The 22,094-nt window shown below is 37.2% G+C and carries 19 protein-coding genes; 13 read left to right on the top strand and 6 right to left on the bottom strand.

Annotation, left to right across the window (positions count from 1 at the left end; genetic code table 11):
- The first annotated feature begins 9 nt into the window (after positions 1 to 9).
- The 5 genes from IEV17_RS00315 (at position 10) to IEV17_RS00295 (ending at position 7,494) form a co-directional block, all read left to right on the top strand.
- The gene (locus IEV17_RS00315) at positions 10 to 1,302 is read left to right on the top strand and encodes a TolC family protein (protein ID WP_227554452.1); all 1,293 of its coding nucleotides are present in this window, start codon (positions 10 to 12) and stop codon (positions 1,300 to 1,302) included.
- Positions 1,302 to 2,468: a hypothetical protein gene (locus tag IEV17_RS00310; protein ID WP_004662186.1), complete on the top strand. Its 1,167-nt coding sequence runs from the start codon at positions 1,302 to 1,304 to the stop codon at positions 2,466 to 2,468. The genes IEV17_RS00315 and IEV17_RS00310 overlap by 1 nt, the downstream gene beginning before the upstream one ends.
- Before the next feature lie 219 nt (positions 2,469 to 2,687).
- Positions 2,688 to 4,892, top strand: a complete 2,205-nt coding sequence (locus tag IEV17_RS00305; protein WP_004662184.1) for an OsmC domain/YcaO domain-containing protein — start codon at positions 2,688 to 2,690, stop codon at positions 4,890 to 4,892.
- A 283-nt stretch (positions 4,893 to 5,175) separates the two neighbouring features.
- The gene (locus IEV17_RS00300; protein WP_004662182.1) at positions 5,176 to 6,414 is read left to right on the top strand and encodes an NADH:flavin oxidoreductase/NADH oxidase family protein; all 1,239 of its coding nucleotides are present in this window, start codon (positions 5,176 to 5,178) and stop codon (positions 6,412 to 6,414) included.
- A gap of 12 nt (positions 6,415 to 6,426) precedes the next feature.
- Positions 6,427 to 7,494, top strand: coding sequence for a saccharopine dehydrogenase family protein (locus IEV17_RS00295; RefSeq protein ID WP_004662180.1), 1,068 nt, complete (start codon positions 6,427 to 6,429; stop codon positions 7,492 to 7,494).
- 265 nt (positions 7,495 to 7,759) lie between these two features.
- Here IEV17_RS00295 and IEV17_RS00290 read toward each other — a convergent pair whose 3' ends face one another.
- The gene (locus IEV17_RS00290) at positions 7,760 to 8,812 is read right to left on the bottom strand and encodes an acetoacetate decarboxylase family protein (RefSeq protein WP_004662178.1); all 1,053 of its coding nucleotides are present in this window, start codon (positions 8,810 to 8,812) and stop codon (positions 7,760 to 7,762) included.
- Between the two features lie 182 nt (positions 8,813 to 8,994).
- The gene (locus IEV17_RS00285) at positions 8,995 to 9,801 is read right to left on the bottom strand and encodes a type 1 glutamine amidotransferase domain-containing protein (RefSeq protein WP_004662176.1); all 807 of its coding nucleotides are present in this window, start codon (positions 9,799 to 9,801) and stop codon (positions 8,995 to 8,997) included.
- A gap of 228 nt (positions 9,802 to 10,029) precedes the next feature.
- Here IEV17_RS00285 and IEV17_RS00280 point away from each other — a divergent pair, with 228 nt between their 5' ends.
- Complete coding sequence (locus IEV17_RS00280) at positions 10,030 to 11,028, top strand: AraC family transcriptional regulator (protein WP_034601388.1); 999 nt, start codon at positions 10,030 to 10,032, stop codon at positions 11,026 to 11,028.
- A 7-nt stretch (positions 11,029 to 11,035) separates the two neighbouring features.
- Here IEV17_RS00280 and IEV17_RS00275 read toward each other — a convergent pair whose 3' ends face one another.
- From IEV17_RS00275 to IEV17_RS00265, 3 genes are all read right to left on the bottom strand, one after another.
- Positions 11,036 to 11,869, bottom strand: coding sequence for an SDR family NAD(P)-dependent oxidoreductase (locus IEV17_RS00275; RefSeq protein WP_004662172.1), 834 nt, complete (start codon positions 11,867 to 11,869; stop codon positions 11,036 to 11,038).
- A 13-nt stretch (positions 11,870 to 11,882) separates the two neighbouring features.
- Positions 11,883 to 12,791 carry an alpha/beta hydrolase gene (locus IEV17_RS00270; protein WP_004662170.1) on the bottom strand — a complete coding sequence of 303 codons (909 nt, stop codon included), beginning with the start codon at positions 12,789 to 12,791 and terminating at the stop codon, positions 11,883 to 11,885.
- Between the two features lie 133 nt (positions 12,792 to 12,924).
- Positions 12,925 to 13,338 carry a MerR family transcriptional regulator gene (locus IEV17_RS00265; RefSeq protein ID WP_004662168.1) on the bottom strand — a complete coding sequence of 138 codons (414 nt, stop codon included), beginning with the start codon at positions 13,336 to 13,338 and terminating at the stop codon, positions 12,925 to 12,927.
- Between the two features lie 92 nt (positions 13,339 to 13,430).
- Here IEV17_RS00265 and IEV17_RS00260 point away from each other — a divergent pair, with 92 nt between their 5' ends.
- The 7 genes from IEV17_RS00260 (at position 13,431) to IEV17_RS00230 (ending at position 21,122) form a co-directional block, all read left to right on the top strand.
- Positions 13,431 to 14,123: a type 1 glutamine amidotransferase domain-containing protein gene (locus tag IEV17_RS00260; RefSeq protein WP_004662166.1), complete on the top strand. Its 693-nt coding sequence runs from the start codon at positions 13,431 to 13,433 to the stop codon at positions 14,121 to 14,123.
- A 185-nt stretch (positions 14,124 to 14,308) separates the two neighbouring features.
- Complete coding sequence (locus IEV17_RS00255; protein ID WP_004662165.1) at positions 14,309 to 16,444, top strand: TonB-dependent siderophore receptor; 2,136 nt, start codon at positions 14,309 to 14,311, stop codon at positions 16,442 to 16,444.
- 179 nt (positions 16,445 to 16,623) lie between these two features.
- The gene (locus IEV17_RS00250; RefSeq protein ID WP_004662163.1) at positions 16,624 to 17,076 is read left to right on the top strand and encodes a hypothetical protein; all 453 of its coding nucleotides are present in this window, start codon (positions 16,624 to 16,626) and stop codon (positions 17,074 to 17,076) included.
- Between the two features lie 501 nt (positions 17,077 to 17,577).
- The gene (locus IEV17_RS00245) at positions 17,578 to 18,570 is read left to right on the top strand and encodes a DUF1852 domain-containing protein (RefSeq protein WP_004662161.1); all 993 of its coding nucleotides are present in this window, start codon (positions 17,578 to 17,580) and stop codon (positions 18,568 to 18,570) included.
- Between the two features lie 30 nt (positions 18,571 to 18,600).
- Positions 18,601 to 19,629 carry a methionine synthase gene (locus IEV17_RS00240; protein ID WP_004662159.1) on the top strand — a complete coding sequence of 343 codons (1,029 nt, stop codon included), beginning with the start codon at positions 18,601 to 18,603 and terminating at the stop codon, positions 19,627 to 19,629.
- A gap of 149 nt (positions 19,630 to 19,778) precedes the next feature.
- Positions 19,779 to 20,270, top strand: a complete 492-nt coding sequence (locus IEV17_RS00235; RefSeq protein ID WP_004662156.1) for a flavin reductase — start codon at positions 19,779 to 19,781, stop codon at positions 20,268 to 20,270.
- A 51-nt stretch (positions 20,271 to 20,321) separates the two neighbouring features.
- The gene (locus IEV17_RS00230; RefSeq protein ID WP_004662155.1) at positions 20,322 to 21,122 is read left to right on the top strand and encodes a sulfite exporter TauE/SafE family protein; all 801 of its coding nucleotides are present in this window, start codon (positions 20,322 to 20,324) and stop codon (positions 21,120 to 21,122) included.
- 51 nt (positions 21,123 to 21,173) lie between these two features.
- Here the strand turns inward: IEV17_RS00230 and IEV17_RS00225 are convergent, their stop codons facing one another.
- Positions 21,174 to 22,073, bottom strand: coding sequence for a LysR family transcriptional regulator (locus IEV17_RS00225; protein WP_004662152.1), 900 nt, complete (start codon positions 22,071 to 22,073; stop codon positions 21,174 to 21,176).
- Positions 22,074 to 22,094 lie beyond the last annotated feature (21 nt).

Here is a 22,094-nt window from a genome sequence, read left to right as displayed (position 1 = left end):
GAAAAAAGTATGTATCGATACTTAGTGTATTTAAGCCTGTGCTGTGCTGCCAGTTCAGTGAACGCGATGACTTTAGATGATGCATTTTCTGCTAGTTTAAGGCATGAAAGCCAATTAGAACTAAGTCGCTTAAGTGTCAATCAATCCACGGCAATGCTTAATCAAGCAACTCAACGAGATGGACTCAAAGTCAATCTCGTTGGGCAATTGGATTATGAAAAAATAGAAACTCCGACGATGGTTATGTTTCCAACAGAAGGAAATCGTAAAGGTCGTAGTTTGCAACTTCAAATGGATTATCCAGTTTATACTTCTGGTCGACACCGTTTAGGTGTTGAAGTTGCGAAGAATCAGCTTTCAGCACGTAATGAAGCGTTATCAGATCAACGATCAGAAACGATATTGAATACAGTGATGGTCTATACCGATGTACTCAAGAAAAAAGCGATTTTAGAGCTCCGAAAGAAAACCATGTCTAATTTGCAGCGTTCTTTGTATGAGTCTCAACGACGTTTTGATGTGGGCATGATCACACGTGCAGATTTGGCTCAAGTTTTGGCACAAGTCGCTCAGGGACAAGCAGATATTACTCAAGCACAATCCAACTTAACGATCAGTGAAGCGCAATTTTACCAAATCACAGGGGCAGCCCCTGATGGTTTGGTTGCAATCAATCAATTACCTAGCATTGCCAATAACGTCGATGAACTTTTATCAAAAACCAAAAATCATCCTGCTTTAATACAAGCCAAATTTGAAAAACAAGCGGCGGAAAAGCAATACGCTTTAACCAAAAGAGAACTTTGGCCGACAGTAATGCTCACCAGCAAATTAGGGGCTCAACATGAAGCAACCAATATCGGTTCTGAAAGTAATAATTATATGGTTGGTGTTCAGTTAAATGTACCGCTATATGATGATGGACTCAATAGAGCAAATATTAATAAAGCTCAAGTCGATATTGAGCTTGCTAATCAGAAAATCAAAAGTCTGGAATTAGATTTGAATCAGCGTATCCGGACGACTTACGCACAACTTCAAACCATTCGTCAAAATAAAGATGCACTGCAAAATGCAATTGACGCAGCTTCAATCGCATTTGTTTATACGCGTAAAGAATTTGAACTGGGTACAAAAACAACATTTGATTTACTCAATACTGAACAGAAGTTATTGGATGTCCAGACTCAAAAAACGGTCAATCAACAGGACGAAGTTGTATTTGTATATCAATTACTAGATCAAATAGGAAGTTTGAATGATTTAGTGTCAACACCACATCATCAACAGGTCAATAATTAATGAACATGGATTTAGTACAACATCGCGACAATACCTTAATTACGCGAGAAGCTACACTCGAGGATGATCAAGGTTTAAGACAGCTCATTGCTGTTCCAATGACAACCAGAGGCGTGCAGATTAGCTTTCAGCGTGAACCGAGCTATTTTAACGCTTCGGACATTCTGTATAGACATAAATTACATGTTGTCATCGAGGATATGGAACAGCAGAAAAAGGTGGCCTGTTATAGCAATGGTTATCGACCGTGTTATATCAATAGACAAATACAGAGTCTAAGATATGCCAGCGATCTACGTGTTGATCAAAACTATAGAGGGAAATCTTTGGTTAAGGCTTTAGGCGCTCATGTGAAAATCAGTATGTATGAACCTAATTTTAGCCAAATGATTATTTTCAATGATAATCATGCAGCTCGAGCAGCAATGCAAACAGCGAAAACAGGTATGCCTGATTATTATGATGAAGGCTTTATCGAAACTTTAACGTTGACACATTTAGGAAACAAAAGAAAAATCAAAGCTTTCTTAAAGCGCATCACTCAAAATCCAGATGAATATCAAAACATTCAGTCTTGTGTCGCGCATGTAGAACACATTTCGGCAATGAATAACTTTATTGCCGAAATGTCGAATCATTATAATTTTATTCCTGCTTATAACTTCGAAGAATTAGCACAAGGTCATTCATACTTTTCAGGAATTAAACTTTCAGATTTTATCTTGTATTTTCAAGATAAAAAGCTCGTTGGTATGTTTGGTTTATGGGATCAACATGGAATTAAGCAAACCAAAATTTTGCATTACAGTCCAGTAATTCGTGCACTGCGACCTATTTATAATTTTTGTACATCTGTTACGAAAAGTATGCCTCTACCAAAATTAGGTGACTCAGTGAAATATCATGTATTACACACGTTATTATGTCACCCAGAATCGCTTGTCTTACACCATCGTATGCTCAAAGATGCCTACAAACTATCAAGAAAAATAGGTATAGGTGTTGTAAGTTTTACCTTATCTCATAAAGACCCACGCTATCAACTGAACTCATTTTATAAAGGTGAACGCCTAACAGGAATGCATGGTTTTATTAGTTTTGCTGGGGACCCTCGTGTAAATTTTGACAATAATTTGATTCCATACTTGGAAGTAGGGCGGATTTAATTGTTCATAAATAGGCTAGAAAAACAGACAAAAGTTATCAATTACATAAAATACTTCTATAATAGCGCCCATTATGACTAGAGTCAGTTTTTTGTTCAGATGAATGAATGACTCTAGCTACTCTTTTTAAATCAATTTCTTATCCGCGATTCGGGTTATTGATCAATATTTGAAATTTTATGTGTCTGTGCTGACACATAAGAATATTTAGGTGCCAGCATGGAAATCAAGGTTAATTATCTCGACAATCTTCGACAAGAAGCCAAGTTCGATGATTTTACAGTTATCGCTGACCAACCCATTCGTTATAAAGGTGATGGTTCTGCACCGGGTCCATTTGACTACTTTTTAGCATCATCAGCATTATGTGCAGCTTACTTCGTTAAAGTATATTGTGCAGCTCGTGATATTCCGACAGATAATATTCGTTTGTCACAAAACAATATTGTTGATCCTGAAAACCGTTATAAACAAATTTTCAAAATTCAAGTTGAATTACCCGCTGATATTTCTGAAAAAGACCGTCAAGGCATCTTACGTTCGATTGATCGTTGTACCGTTAAAAAAGTAATTCAAACGGGTCCTGAATTTATCATTGAAGAAGTTGAAAGTATTGATGCGGATGCACAAGCACTGTTGATGCCAAGTCTGACATCAGAAAGCAGCACTTATATCGCAGGGAAAGATTTACCACTAGAAGAAACCATTACCAACATGTCTGGTATTTTGGCGAATCTAGGTATGAAAATCGAAATTGCATCTTGGCGTAATATTGTTCCAAATGTCTGGTCTTTGCATATCCGTGATGCACAATCACCAATGTGCTTTACCAATGGTAAAGGTTCTACCAAAGAAAGTGCTTTGGCATCAGCTTTAGGTGAGTTCATTGAACGCTTGAACTGTAACTTTTTCTATAATGATCAGTTCTGGGGTGAAGAAATTGCCAATGCAGAATTTGTACATTATCCAGACGAAAAGTGGTTCAAACCGGGCCAGAAAGGTAAATTACCAAAAGAAATTTTGGATGAATATTGCCTTGAAATTTACAACCCAGATAATGAATTACTGGGTACGCATTTATATGATACCAACTCAGGCAATACAGAGCGTGGTATTTGTTCATTGCCATTTGTGCGTCAGTCAGATCAGGAAGTTGTGTATTTCCCATCGAATCTGATTGAAAACTTGTACCTAAGTAATGGAATGAGTGCAGGTAATACTTTAGCTGAAGCACAAGTTCAATGTTTATCTGAGATTTTTGAGCGTGCTGTTAAACGTGAAATTTTAGAAGGTGAAATTGCTTTACCTGATGTACCTCAAGAAGTATTAGCAAAATACCCAAGTATTGTGGCGGGCATCCAAGGTTTAGAAGAACAAGGTTTTCCTGTTTTAGTGAAAGATGCATCTTTGGGCGGTGATTTCCCAGTGATGTGTGTGACACTGATGAACCCACGCACGGGAGGTGTATTTGCCTCATTTGGCGCACATCCAAGCTTTGAAATTGCGTTGGAACGTAGCCTAACCGAACTCTTACAAGGGCGTAGTTTTGAAGGTTTAAATGATCTTCCTCAACCAACCTTCCAAAGTGAAGCAGTCACTGAACCAAATAATTTTGTTGAACACTTTATTGACTCAAGTGGCTTAGTTTCATGGCGTTTCTTTAGTGCAAAATCAGACTATGACTTTGTCGAGTGGGATTTCACCAATGATGGTGAAAACTCAAATGAGGAAGAAGCGGCTGAATTGTTTAGCATTTTGGAAGAAATGGGCAAAGAAGTATATATGGCTGTCTATGAGCATTTAGGTGCAACAGCATGTCGTATCTTAGTTCCAAATTATTCTGAAATTTATTTGGTCGAAGATTTAATTTGGGATAACACCAATAAAGCTTTGGCATTCCGTGAAGACATTTTAAATCTTCATCGTTTGGATCAAGCTCAACTTGAAGCTTTGGTCGAGCGCTTAGAAGAATGTGAATTAGATGACTATACTGAAATCGCGACCTTAATTGGCATTGAATTTGATGACAATACCGTGTGGGGACAGTTGACTATTCTTGAGCTCAAACTATTGATCTATATTGCATTAGAGCAGTTTGAAGAAGCCAAAGAACTGGTTGAAACCTTCTTACAATACAACACCAATACCGTTGAACGTGGATTATTCTATCAATGCATGAACGTAGTACTTGAAGTATTACTCGATGATGAGATGGAATTAGAAGATTATGAAACGAATTTCCGTCGTATGTTTGGTAACGAACGTATGGATGCTGTTATTGGATCTGTAGAAGGAAATGTTCGTTTTTATGGTCTCACACCAACAAGTATGAAACTTGAAGGGCTTGATCGTCATTTACGTTTGATTGATAGCTATAAGAAATTGCATCAAGCGCGTGCAAAGACTGTCGGAGTAGCGGTGTAAATACAAGCTAAACGTTAAACCCTTAAAAAGTGCATGTTGATCATGCACTTTTTTATTGTAAAAATATTAAGACTTTGTAATTTAATAAGAAATTTTTCAAGAGAAAATAAAAGTTATCTTTAAATATATGTTAATTGTTTTAAAAAAGCATCGATTCATAAGTTAGATCGCCTTTTCAATTTTCATAATCCATAAAAATATGTGAATAAAGTGCCTAAAATGGGTTGACATTAAAGTTCACTTTAATCTTAAAGTAAAACCATACAAAATGAGGGCACAAGAAATGAATGTGTTTGAAAGACTGGTTTTCCCAAATGGTTCTCGTATTCCAAACCGCATTGCAAAAGCAGCAATGGAAGAAAATATGGCTGATCTAAACCATGCGCCATCAGAAGCATTAATGCGTTTATATCAAGCATGGGCAAATGGCGGTGTTGGTTTAATCATTACTGGAAATGTGATGGTAGATCGTCGTGCCATGACTGGACCAGGTGGTGTGGTATTAGAAGATGAAAAATATTTAGACACCTTTAAACGTTGGGCACAAATTGGGCGCTCTAAAGGTGCTCAAGTTTGGCTGCAAATCAATCATCCCGGTCGACAAATGCAATCGAATTTGGGACAACAAACTTGGGCACCATCAGCTGTTGCATTAGATCTAGGCAAAATGTCTAATCGCTTCAATCTTCCGATTGAAATGACACAGGAGATGATTGAGGAAGTCATTCAACGTTTTGCCAATACCGCTCGTTTAGGTGAAAAAGCAGGATTTAATGGTGTGGAAATCCACGCTGCACATGGTTATTTACTTAGTCAGTTTTTATCACCACTGAGCAATAAACGCCAAGATCAATGGGGTGGCTCACTAGAAAATCGTGCTCGCATTTTGATTGAAATCGTAAAAGCAGTTAGGGCAGTCGTGTCAGAAAAATTTACGGTAGCCGTAAAATTGAATTCTGCTGATTTCCAGCGTGGTGGCTTCAGTGCAGAAGATGCTCAAGAAGTGGTGAAAATGTTGAACGAACTACCTGTAGATTTGGTTGAGCTTTCAGGTGGAAGTTATGAAGCACCTGCAATGCAAGGTCAAGCTAGAGATGGACGAACCTTAGCACGAGAAGCCTATTTTTTAGAGTTTGCCCAAGAGATTCGTAAAGTCGCGAAAATGCCAGTGATGGTAACAGGTGGAATTCGTCGTAAACAGATTGCAGAACAAGTGATTGAAAGTGGTGTCGATATGGTTGGAATAGCTACCGCTTTGGCAATCGATCCTAATTTACCAAACCAATGGAAACAAGGTCAAAATATTGCACCAGAGCTAAGACCTATTACTTGGGAAAATAAAACATTGGCTTCTCTAGCCAATATGGCGACAGTAAAATTCCAGTTGCGTAAACTAAGTTTAGGTAAAAAAACCAATTCCAAAGTTTCACCTCTATGGGCATTGATTTTACAGCAAGCTGCGATGGCACGTCGTACTCGCCAATATAAAAACAATATGCGTAATTATGTTGCGTATCAATAACAGAGATTTCATATGACAAATACGAATAATTTAAATTGGATGATATACGGCGCGAATGGTTATACGGGTGAGCTAATTGCCCGAGAGGCTGTGCGACAAGGGCTAAAACCTATCTTGGCAGGACGTAATCAAACGAAAGTCACTGAATTAGCTCAGGAACTTGGTCTTGAATTTCGTGCCTTTGGGCTAGATGAGGTTACTCAGATCAGCAAACAGTTAGAAGGTCTGCATCTAGTTATGCATTGTGCAGGGCCTTTCTCATCAACGTCAAAGCCGATGATGCAAGCATGTATTAATGCTGGTGCGCACTATTTAGATATTACAGGTGAGATTTCTGTTTTTGAACTGGCACAGTCTTTAGATGCTCAAGCACAGCAAGCAAATATTGTGCTCTGTCCAGGTGTTGGGTTTGACGTTATTCCAACAGATTGTGTCGCAGCTGCACTGAAAGAGGCCTTACCAGATGCAACTCATTTGGCATTGGGTTTTGATTCTAAAACAGGGCTTTCGCCCGGAACTGCAAAAACCAGTACCGAGGGTATGGCTGATGGTGGAAAAATCCGTAAAAATGGAAAAATTATTACAGTACCTTTAGCACACCATGTTCGCCAGATTGATTTTGGTGATGGTCAAAAGAGTGCAATGAGTGTACCTTGGGGCGATGTGGCTACGGCATTTTATACGACAGGAATTGCTAATATCGAGGTGTTTGTACCTGCATCCCCAAAAGTAATTTTTGGTGCAAAAATGTTGAATAGCTTGCGCCCGTTATTAAAACTTCAAGTCATGCAAAAAATGATGAAATCTATAATTGGAAAATCAGTTGTTGGGCCTAATGCGGAGCTACGTGCCAAGCTCCCAACCTATGTATGGGGTGAGGCTAGAAATGCTCAAGGACAGATCAAAACAGCACGAATTCAAACTGAAAATGCTTATAGCTTAACGGTGAATGGTGCGCTGACGGTAGTTCGTTATTTACTTGAACAAAAAGTGAAAGGTGGAACATATACGCCAGCCAAATTAATGGGTTATCAACTCGTAACGCAAATCAAAGGTTCAGGTGCATTGATTATTACTTAAATGAAGTTATTTAATTTTCTCGCCAGAAACATATACTAAATATGTTTCTGGCTTTTTTATAAAATTTTTAAGATTAATTTAAAATATGAAATCATAGGGATGTTTATATAAATTTTGTTTTTAGATAATTTTTTTATTTAGTAATTGGATTTAATTTAGTCTAACTAAGATTGAAATAATAGAGGGATAATTCTTAAAGTTTAAGATAAATATTTATGATTAATATAAAAGACATTCTCATCGGAGAATGTCTTTCGTGAAGGATTTATTTTTTAGTTTTATCTTTTGTTTTATCTAAAGATGGCATCGGAATAGGCATATTCAATGCCAATTGTGCATCTTTGACGACATCTAAACGTAGTACTTTGTTTGCACCTAGCTCATCTAGTAATTTGCTCAGAGGACCACCACTACGAACTAGCTCGACATTTTTAGGAAATAACTTTTGACCAAAAGCCAATGTATTTGATTGCACAGAAGTTTGATGCCATTGACCATCGACTTGATTAAACATCGTCTTGGTTTCGATGCGTGATTGAGGTTTGACGTTCTTAATAGTTGGTATTGGTGCAGTTAAACTGAGATCAGGTTTTCCGTCCGTATTATAGATATGAGCTTGAACCTGTTGATGATCAATTTTCATGTCTATTGGCGTCAACCATTTCGGCAACTGATACCCATACACACCACGCACACGTGCAATCTCTGTATCCACGGGTAAGGCAAGTACATAACCATAATAATTATGCTTTCTCATTGAGCTTAATAATTCAGTCGAATGAAAGTAATGAGCGTTTGGTTGGCGAACAACGATCGCAATAGAAACCTCGTCATAAGGATCAACATCGCCAACCGCATATGAGAAGAAAGTCAGCGAAACTAAACCATAGCCTGGGAATGGTTGTAAAGGCTCAAGTGGGGATGGTAGTTTTGCTTTTAATTTATTTATAGGTGCCAACATGAGGAGTTGTACATTACTGGTACGGTAATAAAAATTTGGAGACCAAACTTTTCCCACTCGTGTTTCAACTAGTTTTTTAGGAATAGTTCTAAAGTAATCAATATTTCCCGCAGCTGGGTCTTTTGCAACCTCGTCTAAGTTAGGATTCATCCGAAAACGATCATAATAACCACCTTTAGGCACATTGACTTTATATGGGCCAAATTCGACGACTGTAGTGGGTTGCGTATTATTGCTCATTGTTTTTGCTACCGTACTAGGGGTTAAATTATTTTCTGCTGCTTGAGTAGAAATACCTAAAAATAGGCTGATTGATATTGCAGTAATAGAACGATTTAAATGAGTAAGATTAAACATGATCATATGACTCCTATAGATCTCACTGAAATGCTAAGATTAAAGTAAGGTTTAAGGTCAAGCTTATTTTTAATAAAAATGAGAAAATTAAAATTAAAAACTTTAAAAATAAAAATATTGGAGACAACTAATCACAAAAACCAGATTTCGTGAATCTGGTTTTTAAATATCAATATGAAAACTTAATTTAAACTTTTTAATTTTTTCACGACTGCTTCAGCAATAGCTTTACTCGATTGAGGATTTTGTCCAGTAATAATTCGATCATCTGTAATGACATAAGAACTAAAGGGGAGAAAAGCACGTTTATATTTTGCACCACGATCAATCAATCCATTTTGTAAAGAAAAAGGGACTTGGGATTTGATTCCTGAAAGTGTTTCTTCAATATTGGCGAAACCTGTTACTGTTTTCCCTGCAATCAGAGGTTTGCCTTTTTCATCTTTTAATGGCAATAATCCACCAACCCCATGACAAACAGCAGAAACAACTCCACCTTGTTGATAAATCTTTTCACTAATATTTTTCAGCTCTTTATTATTTGGAAAGTCCCACATTGTGCCATGACCACCCGTATAATAAATCGCCTTATAATTTTTCGGCTCAATTGTATTTGGTGCCAATGTTGTTTTCAGACGTTGCATAAATTGAGGATCGGCTAAGTGGGCTTTAGCACTACGATCTAAGTAAATAGATTTTAAACTACGTTCATCCAATGGAACACCACCACCTTGTGGACTGACAAAATCCATGTCATAGCCAGCAGCTTCGGCAACATCATAAAAATGGGTGAGTTCTGTGAGCCATAATCCTGTTTTATCTGTTCGAGTTGGATAAGTCGCATGATTAGTCATGACCACTAGAATTTTTCCATTTTGTTTTGTCTGGTGAAGTTGATATGCTGTTTCAGATGGATATGCATAATTACTTGCAAAAACAACTGTAAAAATAGGAATTAACCCTTTGCGAATATTCCAAGCTTTGAACATGACAGGTTCCTCATGAATTACCTGAGTCCAATGCTATGCTTAAAGTGAGGTTTAAGGTCAAGCTGTTTGTGCATCAAATCATCGTAGCTTTCTAAAGTGTAGAATAAGTTCAAAAATATCAAGTGCTATGCTGATGATCTTGACAGCTTTGAATAATCTATTTGATACTTTACGCCACGATAAAATAACAATGAGATCTAAGGGTTGGCTAAACCATTACATCGAAGAATGATTCCAGAAACCTATGTTCATTTACTATTTGAATATCTGGAAGCACAAGGACATGATCCAGAAAAAGTATTAGGTGAGCCTTGGCCTATTCCTGACGAAAATGGTCTCGGTGGCGTTGCAATTGAACATTGGGAAAACTTATTACAAATTGCAAAAGCTTATTTAAATGATCCATTGATTGGCTTGCATGTGGGACAAACGATTACTGCGAGACATCTTGGAATCATTGGCGCGGTACTTTCCACTTGTAATAATTTTTTTACAGCCGTACAGCGTTTTGAACGTTATCAGAGGCTTATTTTTGATGTTATGCCTGCAAATATTCAACTACTTGCTGACTGTGTAGAGTTAACTTGGGATGTTAGTGAACATCAAGAAGGTGGTTTAGTCGACGAGACTGGTCGAACGGTGATGGTGCAGTTTGCTCGAAGCTTAATTCGCGGTAAAGAAAGTTTACAAGCGGTTCATTTTATTCATGAACAACCCGCAGATATTAGAGCTTATGAAGAATACTTTGGTTGTCCTGTTCTTTTCGAACAGCAGGTTCCATTAATTCGATTCGGGTTAGAAATGTTAAGTTTACCTTTAAAAAGCCCTGATACAGCTTTGATGGCTATACTTGATAAACATGCTGATCAACAGCTAGCACGTCTACCACAAGTCGAAGAAATTATAGAACAAGTTCGTAAGCAGATTGCTTATTTACTGCATCTAGGTGAGCCAGAGATTGATCAGCTTGCTGAAAGATTACATTTGTCACGTCGAACATTACAAAGGCGACTAATTGAAGTTGGCACAAATTTTCGCAAAGAATTAAATCTAGTGCGTTATGAATTAGCAAAATCTTATTTAATCGATCCTAGATTGCAAATTATAGATATTGCTCTGTTACTCGGATACTCTGAACATAGTGCGTTTACCCGAGCATATAAAGAATGGTCGGGTAAAACACCACAGCAAGAAAGGGAATCTTTCAATATAAATTCAATGAATTGATCTGATTTTAATCCTGCTTTTCTGCCAGCCACATTGTTTGTTTGAGTTGTTTTTGATTGAATCCGATCAGCTCAATAATGTTACGAAACAATCCCGGAGCTTTGGCAACAAATTTATTAGTTTTGGGTACAATCACAATATCTTTACGCTTCTCAATACCTTCAACCAGTTCTGAGACCACGGTTTCAATGGCTACATATTTCCAAATCCCTGTATTGCCTTTCCATACTGCTTTACCCGCTGGATCTGATTGCACAGCATCCATCATCGGTGTTTGAAAGAAAGTAGGGTGGATACTTCCAACACCAATATTTAAATGTTTAAGTTCCAAACGCAGACTATCACATAATGCCCAAACACCCGCTTTACTTGAGGTGTAATGCGTGTTTAAAGGGGAGTGTACAAATGCCGCCAAGGACGAAATTGCCAATAAATAGCCTTGAGTTTCTTTTACATAAGGCAGTGCAGAACGAAATGTACGAAATACACCTGTTAGATTAATATCAATTGTTAGCTCAAATGTTTCAGGTGCCATATGTTCTAATGATGCAGGACGCCCAATACCTGCATTGGCAATGACGACATCAATTTTGCCAAAATGCTTTGCCGCACTTGCCATCGCATTTTCCAAACTTTCTAAAGAGCAAACATCTGCTTGCCATCCCATTGCGTTACTACTTCCACCTAAGTCATTTGCTTGCTGCGTAACTTTATTTAAATCTAAATCTAGTAACGCTAACTTAGCACCTTTATCGCGTAATTCCTGTGCTGTTGCTTGACCTAAGCCACCTGTTGAACCAGTAATGACGACAACTTTATCTTTTAATTGATATTTATTCATGATTTTTACTCGATTAGATAGCAACTGTTCGTTTTAGAAAATTAATTTGATCATTCACTACATGCTCAAATGCGTCACCGATATAAATTTCGAAATGACCATAGTGATAGCGTTTAATTTCTTTTTGAGGGGTTTGATTGGCATAACGCAAAGTTGCTTTTGAAGGTGCAACACTGTCGGTTTCACAAACACAATATAATACAGGGGCTTTTATTTTCTTAGATTGACGTCCGGGATAGTAACGAATGATGTCAAAGGCAAAGCGGGCTGCGACATAATTTTTATAATCAGGATCATATTTAGTTAATTCGAGTGAACCTGAATGTGCATCTGCTGCATTCATGAGTGCCGTATTACCAGGTGTTGCGGATAAAGGCACCATAACAGGTTCATTTCCCAGTACAGCACCTATGCGATCACGCAATGCCAAAGTCGTGAGTTTTAACGAAGTCACTGGATCCATGACTAGACTTGACGAAAGTCCATCTGTGAATGGGCATTGAGAAATGACCGCACGGATATGTGCATCTTGGGCAGCAGTAGCTAAAACATGTCCTCCAGAAAAGGATGAACCCCACAAAATAATTTTTGAATGATCTATTCCTGATAATTGACGTGCATAAGCTATCGCAGCTTTCCAGTCTTCAAGTTGGCGGTTAATGTCTAAAAGTTGTCTTGGTTGACCTTCACTGTCCCCAAAATGCCGATAATCAAAAACAAGGCAGGCATATCCTGCTGCTACAAAACGTTCGGCAAAAGCAGTTAGACGCATTTTTCGAGTGCCACCAAGCCCATGAGCCATGATGATAATTGGGGATGGGGATTTCTGCTCTGGACGATATAAATATGCACTGCATTTCAAATCACCAGAATTGAAGTAAATATCGCTTGGCTGTGATCTTTCACTATTTTTGCTGCTCATCGCTATTTCCTAATGATGGGGCGTAGCGCTATTTTTGAGCAAAGTTAATGTATGATCTTGATGGAAACCGCCATATCACTTGATATTTTACGCCAATTTATTTAACTGCTTTATAACTAAACTTAATAACGTATTAATTCTTATCATTTTCATAATATAGATTGAGTAATCGCTTGGCATTTTCTGCACAAGTAATTTCATCTGGTTTATTGTTGATTGCAAAAATCATCATTTTTAGGTTTTGCTTACTTGTTGCTAGTTTTTGTTCTAATTCCTCAATGTCTTTAATTTTACTTTCTAGAATGCTTATAAGTGTATCGTGGTCCCAATTTGCCGCATTTGATGGCAAAAATGCTTTAATTTCTGTAAGTGAAAAACCAACTTGTTGAGCTTGCTGAATTAAAAAAAGCTGTTTGAGGTCATCATCACTATACTCTCGATAACCATTCGCTTTACGTTTTGCTTTAGGCAACAGTTTGATTTGTTCATAATAACGAATCGTCGGTGTAGTTAAACCGCTCTGTTTTGATAATTCGCTAATATTCATTTTACTGATTTCCTCTTGACATTGAAGTTAACTTTAGACTTATAGTGATGCAAAAGCAAGATTAAAAAATAATGCTAAAGCAGAGGTAAAATATGTCAAAACGTATATTGCACGTTGTCACTAATGTTGCTCAATATGAAGGAATTGATCAGCCTACAGGTCTATGGTTAGGTGAGCTGACCCATGCATATGATGAGTTTGAAAAACAAAATTATATTCAAGATATTGTTAGCCCTCTGGGAGGTAAGTCTCCAATTGAGCCAAAATCATTAGGACTTTTCGTTGCTGATCAATCCGTTTTGAAAAGAAAAAATGATCAAACATTTATGCAACTACTCGAAAATACTAAAAAACCATCTGAAATCAATTGGGAAGACTATGATGTAATTTATTACACGGGTGGGCACGGCGTGATGTGGGATTTTTTAAATAATGCCGAACTTCAAGAAATGACCAGAAACATTTATGAAAAAGGTGGCATAGTTTCTAGTGTCTGTCATGGTTACTGTGGGCTATTGAATGTTCGTCTTTCAGATGGACAATATCTGATAAAAGATAAAAAAATAACTGGTTTTGCATGGAGCGAAGAGATATTTGCGGGTGTCGCAAAAAAAGTACCTTACAATGCTGAACAGGTAGCGAAACAACATGGGGCAATTTACTCTAAAAAATTTATTCCTTTTGCGCCGTATGTGGTTCAGGATGGTAATTTGATTACTGGTCAAAATCCATTTTCTGCTCGTCAAACAGCCCAAATGATTATTGAAAACTTATTAAAGCAGTAAATGTTCAAAGCGAGATTTTAAAAGCGATTTTGATCAAAAGCTCCGTTTATGCCTAAAGCATTCGGAGCTTTTAAAAATATTAGATAGATGGTGGAAAACATACTTGTTCAATTATTGAAAATTGTGAATACTCATGCCCGAAAAATTCAGGCTATAAGATTATTTCTTGGGGTTAGGCAACTACTGTGAAAACATATCCATTTACATTTTCTCGTTTACACAAGGCATTACTGGCAGTCGGTTCATTTTCGTACCTAGGGTTAAGTTCAGTATTGGTACATGCTGAAGATGAAAATAAAGTATCCAGATTAGAAACAATCACAGTAAAAGCCCAAGCAGCAGAAAATGTATATTTTCAACCCAAGGTAAATCTGTCTGGTTTCACACAACAAAATCTCGCTGAGATTCCTGCATCTATTCATACTGTAACGGCTGAGCGAATTGCCGACCAACATGCAAAAACCGTAACGGATGTTGTAAAAAATGATGCTTCTGTGGGTGATGGTTACGCCCCAATTGGTTATTACTCGAATTTCATCATGCGCGGTTTTGCCTTAAACCTCGGTTCGAGCTATTTGCTGAATGGTAACTTGCTGCGCGGTGAGCAAAATGTCGCGCTTGAAAACAAAGAACAAGTGGAGATTTTGAAAGGTATCAGTGCTATTCAAAGTGGAATGTCGACACCAGCGGGTGTCGTTAATTATGTAAGCAAACGTCCTAAAGACATCCGTTCAATGACCATTGATGCAGATAGTCATGGTGGTAATGTTATCGCAGCTGACTTTGGCGGATTTTTAGGAACTGAGCAGCTGTTTGGTTATCGAATGAATTTGGCGCATGAGGAGATTCATCCGCACGTAGAACATGCCAACGGTAAACGCTTATTTGGTTCTTTAGCATTAGACTGGAATATATCAGATCGTTCAAAATTAGAATTTGATATTGAATCACAGCGTCAACGTCAGCGTTCAGTACCAGGTTATCAATTACTTGATGGTAAAACCGTACCAACTGGTGTGGAGTGGGATCGTTTACTTGGCTATCAAAGTTGGAGCCAACCTGTCATCAGTCAAAGTCTAAATACGGGCTTAAAATATAATTACCAAATCAATAAAGATTGGTCAGCAAATCTAATAGTTTCTCAAAGCCGTGTTGTGGTGGATGATTATTCAGCATTTGCCTATACTTTTGACCAAAATGGCAATTATGATATTTATGACTTCCGCAGTCCTGATGACAGTTATCTAACTAATCAATTTAAAACAGGATTAAATGGTCAATTTAGTACAGGATCATGGCAACATAAGTTGAGTTTAGAATTATCACAAACTTATAAACGACACGCACAATATGATGCGATTAACCAAGCTGTCGGTACAGGAAATATTTATACTGACACTGTGAATTATGATCCGTCTGGCGCAACTTTAGGCAACCATTACAAATCTTTGAACAGTCAGCAAACTGCATTCAATTTACTTGATCAGATTGACTTCAATAATACTTGGTCTGCTGTAGTAGGCGGTAAATTATTGCATTTGAATGAAAGTGCTTATGATGCATCTGGTAATAATATCCGAGATACCAACTTTAATCGCTTTTTACCCCAATTTGCTGTGATGTATCAGCCTTGGGAAAAGACTCATGTCTATGCTTCTTATGCCAAAGGATTAAGTGACGGCGGACAAGCGCCGTGGTTTGCAAACAATCCTTTTGTGACATTAGTACCTAAACATTCAGCGCAATATGAATTGGGATTTAAGCAGCAGTGGCAAGATTTACTTTTTTCAGCTGCATTATTTGATTTAAAACAAGATAATCAATATACCAATACTTCAAATGATTTCGTAAAAGATGGTGAACAACATAACCTTGGTTTGGAACTTGGTCTGCAAGGACGTCTTGTTCAGAATTTAGATGTGACATCGACTTTAGCACTTACACGTTCGCGTTTAAAAGACATACAGTCATCTGAATATCAAGATCATCAAACTCAAAATGTACCTCGAGTACGTTTAGCGAATAATATTTCATATCAAGTCCCTCAAGTTGAAGGATTACGTTTACTTGCTGGTATACAATACAGTAGCAGTAAATATGCGAATAAATCAGCTACAGTAAAAGTGCCGAGCTATACCTTATTTAACGTGGGTTCAGCCTATAACTTCCGTGCTTATGGCTATGAAAACACACTGAGATTCAATCTTGATAACGTGTCAAATAAAAAATACTGGCGAGATGTAGGAAGCTTCTTCGGCGATGATTATTTATTTTTAGGCACACCGCGTACTGCAAAATTTTCATGGACTGTGAATTTTTAAATAAGAATTCAATAATATGTAAAGATCATCTATTTACCTTGCTCCTCTGAATAGTTGATCTTTACACTAAAATAAAACTAAACAATCAAGCTACACATCATTAAAAAAATAGTAATGCTAGAATGACTCTATAAAAATCATGTATCAATTCATTTATCATCTAAAAAGGCTAATTAAATATGAATAAAATTCTACTTAGCGTATGTCTTGCTGTAAGCACTTTTTATACGATGAATTCAGCCTATGCAATAGATGCAAAATATAGAGCGAAGTTAGAACGTTCAGGTTGTACCCAAGTATCTGAGCTACAAGGTTGTGATGTTAATAAATCTAAAGCTGAGAATAGCAAAGCAGGATTTGGAACTTATAAAACAATTATTTCAAATACTTACGCAGGTAAATGGATCGCAAAAAACTCAAACACCGAACAAACAGTATCGAATATTCGTGTTGATAATAAAGAAAATGTTTGGGTGAATGAACAAAAAGTTAAATCGAAGCGAAGTGATGGAGGATTAATTTTCAAAAAGGGCTTTATAAGCTATAAATTAGAAGGTGATCCAACGCAACAAGATAAAAGCTATTGGACTGATTCAGATGCTAAAACATCAGGCCCAATTGTTAGGAAGTAATTATTTTCCATCAGAAGATCTAATTTAATGGGCTGCTGATTCTATTTTAGCAGCTCATTTATCTATAAAAACTTGCAGGATTCAAAGTTTCATTTTTCCGACTACATGAAAATAGTGGGAGGAGAATATGGAATGATGACTATTTTTTGATTTTTTATCCAAATATTACAGCTCCAAAAATAGATTTATGTTTTGGGTGGCTTAATCATTTTATAGTTTTTGGACATTACGCTTTCATTTCCATTTTTCTTCGAAATATAAATTTAAAAATATAAATCAATATTTTTCATTAGCTTATGTTTAAGCTACTTGTTCTAATTGCAAAATAAAATCTAATAATTTTTCATTCAGATTTTCTAATCATGATAGCGCATCTTATCAACATGAATTTTACTCATCTTGGAGTTAGATTAAATCATTTTTATTCATGTGATGATTCGAGTATAAATTACAACATAAAGAAGTTTACGGTTTATCGCAAAAATTAGGATACCAATCATCATGAGTAAAGAGTTTGCATGTTCAATTAAACGCATTCGTTTTGATGAAAACTATCAACCAGCGGATAGCACACGTCTAACGACTAATTTTGCCAACTTAGCACGTGGTGAAAGTCGAGAGCAGAATCTTCGTAATACGCTTCGAATGATTAATAATCGTTTCAATGCTTTAGCACAAACTGATAATCCGAATGGTGACCGTTATTCACTTGAAATTGATATTATTTCTGCAGATTTAGATATTGAAGGTAATGGCAAAACTTTTCCGATCATTGAAATGTTGAAAAGCACCATTACCGATCACCATACCAATCAACGTATTGAAGGCATGATTGGCAATAGTTTCTCGTCTTATGTACGTGATTATGATTTTAGTGTGGTACTTAAAGAACATAATAAAGAGAACTCAACTTCGTATGCACCAGAAGGTTTCGGTGATTTACACGGTAAGCTTTATCAATATTTAGTAAATTCAGATACTTTTAAGGCTGAGTTTAATCAACAACCTGTCATTTGTTTAAGTGTTTCAACAGCGAGGACTTATCAGCGTACTGTTAATGAGCATCCCGTTTTAGGTGTTGAATATAAGCAAGATCAATATTCACGTACTGATGAATATTTCCATAAAATGGGCTTACAGGTTCGCTTCTTTATGCCGAAAGGAAGTGTTGCACCTTTAGCATTCTATTTTGCGGGTGATTTATTACGTGATTACACCGATTTTGAACTGATTAGCGCAATTAGTACGATGGAAACTTTCCAAAAGATCTATCGTCCTGAAATTTACAACGCAAATTCTTCAGCAGCACAAGTGTATCAAGCAAGTTTAGAGTACCCAGATTACTCATTAACACGAATTGTTTACGACCGTGTAGAGCGTGGTCAATTGGCAGTAAAACAAGGTAAATGGACGGAAGAAAACTTTATCAAGCCTTATCAAAACATCCTTGAACAATGGGCTGCCAATTACACTGTAGACAGTAACGCTGCTTAATTTACCTGAAATAGAGATAGAAGATTTAAAATGGCAATTTTATTACCAACATCAACGGCTGGCAGCTTACCGAAACCTTCATGGCTTGCAGAACCTGAAAAACTTTGGTCACCTTGGAAATTAGAAGGTGATGCATTAATCGAAGCGAAGCAAGATGCTCTGCGTTTATCTCTACAAGAACAGATCCATGCGGGAATTGATATTGTGAGCGATGGTGAGCAAACTCGCCAACATTTTGTCACCACATTTATCGAGCATCTTGATGGCGTGGATTTTGAGAAGCGTGAAACAGTTCGTATCCGTAATCGTTATGATGCAAGTGTTCCATCTGTAGTTGGTGCAGTCTCTCGCCAAAAGCCAGTTTTCGTGGAAGATGCCAAGTTTTTACGTAGCCAAACAACACAACCAATCAAATGGGCGCTTCCAGGTCCAATGACCATGATTGACACGTTATATGATGGTCACTATAAAAGCCGTGAAAAATTGGCTTGGGAATTTGCCAAGATTCTTAATCAAGAAGCGCTTGAATTGGAGGCTGCGGGTGTCGACATTATTCAATTTGATGAACCTGCATTTAATGTTTTCTTTGATGAAGTAAATGATTGGGGTGTTGCAACTTTAGAAAGAGCGCTTGAAGGCCTTAAATGTGAAACAGCCGTCCATATCTGCTATGGCTATGGCATCAAAGCCAATACCGATTGGAAAAAGACGTTGGGTTCAGAGTGGCGTCAATATGAAGAAGCTTTCCCTAAGCTTCAAAAGTCTAAAATAGATATCGTTTCACTTGAATGCCAAAACTCTCGTGTACCAATGGATCTAATCGAACTAATCCGCGGTAAAAAAGTCATGGTTGGTGCGATTGATGTTGCAACCAATAATATTGAAACAGCGGATGAGGTTGCGGATACGCTACGCAAAGCGCTTCAATTTGTCGATGCTGATAAACTTTACCCATCTACCAACTGTGGAATGGCGCCTTTATCTCGTCAAGTAGCACGCGGTAAACTGAATGCCTTGAGTGCAGGTGCAGAAATTATCCGAAAGGAGCTCTCCGTTTAGTATTTAGCAATTAGGAAATATCGAATGGGCTACTTATTAATTTAGTTAGTAGCCCATTCAGTTTGAAGTAATTTAGATGTGCAAATGTGACGCGACTGTGTTAGGGCTTAATCTAAAGAAAAGCTACAGTTCAATTTAGGAATCAGATGATGATTGAAGCAACTGACTTTAGAAATGCGATGTCTTTACTGACAAGTGCAGTGAATGTGGTGACTACAGCGGGAGCATCTGGTCGTCATGGATTTACCGCATCTGCTGTATGTAGCGTTACGGATACACCTCCGACATTATTAGTGTGTATGAATACAGCATCTAGGTCACATGCACATTTTATTGAAAATGAAACTTTAACTGTGAATGTTCTAGGCGCGCAACATCAGCATATTTCCAATGTGTTTTCTTCTAAGTTGACATCTGAAGAGCGGTTTAAACATGGAACTTGGACTAAATTAAAAACAGGTGCACCTGTTTTAGAGGATGCTCTTGTCAGTTTTGATTGTCAGATTGAACAAATTCAGGAAGTAGGAACACATACTATTTTTATTTGCCGTACAGTTGCTATTCAACAAGGTCAGCATGAACATAGTCTGGTGTATTTTAATCGTACTTATCACCAAGTGGGTGAGACTGAAGTTGCTTAAATCAACATTCGCTATTTATCTAATATTAACCTTCAATCAAGTAAGTATGTCGTGGAATTAATCATTTTTTTAGCTATAGGCGCCTTAGCGGGATTTGCTGCTGGGCTTTTTGGTGTAGGTGGTGGGCTAATCATTGTACCGCTTTTATATGTTGTCTTTACACAGATGGGCTATGATCCTGAAGTTGTGATGCATCTTGCTTTGGGTACGTCATTAGCCACGATTATTGTGACGTCTATCAGCTCATTAATGGCGCATAATAAAAATGGTGCAGTAATTTGGCCTGTATTCAAAAATCTGACTCCGGGTTTAGTAATTGGGTCATTTTTTGGTGCGGGTATTGCGGGATTACTATCAAGGGAACACTTACAACTGATTATTGGTGTTTTTGTGATTTGGGTTGCATATCAAATGTTTATGGGAGCCAAAAAAGTAATAGATCAGAATAAAGTGCTTCCATCAGCAACTAAACAGGTATTCGCAGGTACAGGAATAGGCGTAGCATCAGCAATTTTTGGTATCGGTGGAGGTAGCTTAACCGTACCTTATTTAAATCATCATGGTGTAGTCATGCAAAAAGCAGTTGGAACATCTGCTGCATGTGGCTTACCTATCGCAATCGCAGGTGCGCTAGGCTTTATGTTATTTGGTATGAAAGAACAAATAAATGTTCCGAACAGCATAGGTTTTGTTCATATTTATGCATTTCTTGGTATCAGTGCGATGAGCTTTTTTACCGCAAAGCTAGGTGCTAAAGTGGCACATGCTTTATCACCGCAAATGTTAAAAAAATGCTTTGCTGTACTACTGTTGTTTGTCGGATGTTTTTTCCTGTTTAAAGGATTAATTTAATCGATCTTAACAGGCTTGATAAAATGATAAAGCTCACATTATGCGGGCTTTTTATTCATTTAAAGGCTGCTCTTTAAAAAGTTGAATAATCCATTCAATAAATACTTTTTGCCTAGGTGAAACCAATGTCTTGGATGCATAAAGCAAAGAAACAGGAAGAGAAGGCACTGGGTAATCTGTTAAAACTTCACAAAGTTCACCTTGCTCAAGTTCTAAATGATGACCATATCTTGGAACTTGAATAAGTCCGAAGTGATGTTTAGCAGCTGCAGAATAAGTATTAGCTCCATTGACTTGGATCATCGTGGGTAAATTATATAATTCAGTTTTTTGCTTATCTATAAACTCAAGAGGTATTGTTTTCTGCCGAGCTGTTGAGTAAAAACCCACCATAAAATGCCCATTTAGATCGTTTAGCTTGTTAGGGACACCATATTTTTTTAAATAATCTGGGCTTGCCAAAGTAACTTGTTGAATATCACCAAGGTGTCTGACGATAAGATCACTGTCATTGAGTTGACCAATACGAATAACACAATCAATTCCTTCTTTAATGACATCAACATAACGGTCACTTTCTGTCAGTTGTAATTGAATTTGTGGAAATTCACTCAGAAACTGATGCAGTTTAGGCATAATAAAATGTGCAGCAAAGATACCATGCACTTCTATTTTTAAAGTCCCTTGTGGTTTTGCATTCAGAAAATCATGATCAGATTCATTGATATAGCTCAAAATAAACTTACAACGTTCATAATAAATCTGTCCTTCATCAGTGGTTTTAACCTGACGAGTAGTCCGAAATAACAAACGTGTATTCAATTGTAGTTCTAATTGTTTAATAGCATCAGTCAATGTTGAACGAGGCAGACTCAATATGTGCGCAGCTTTGGTAAAGCTTTGTTGTTCAACGACATGAATAAAAGCAGACATTGCATTTAATTTATCCATCGCACCTCACTCATTTGTTCG

The sequence above is a fragment of the Acinetobacter modestus genome (assembly GCF_014636095.1).
Lineage (GTDB): Bacteria > Pseudomonadota > Gammaproteobacteria > Pseudomonadales > Moraxellaceae > Acinetobacter > Acinetobacter modestus.
This window is presented reverse-complemented; position numbering and strand designations above follow the sequence as displayed.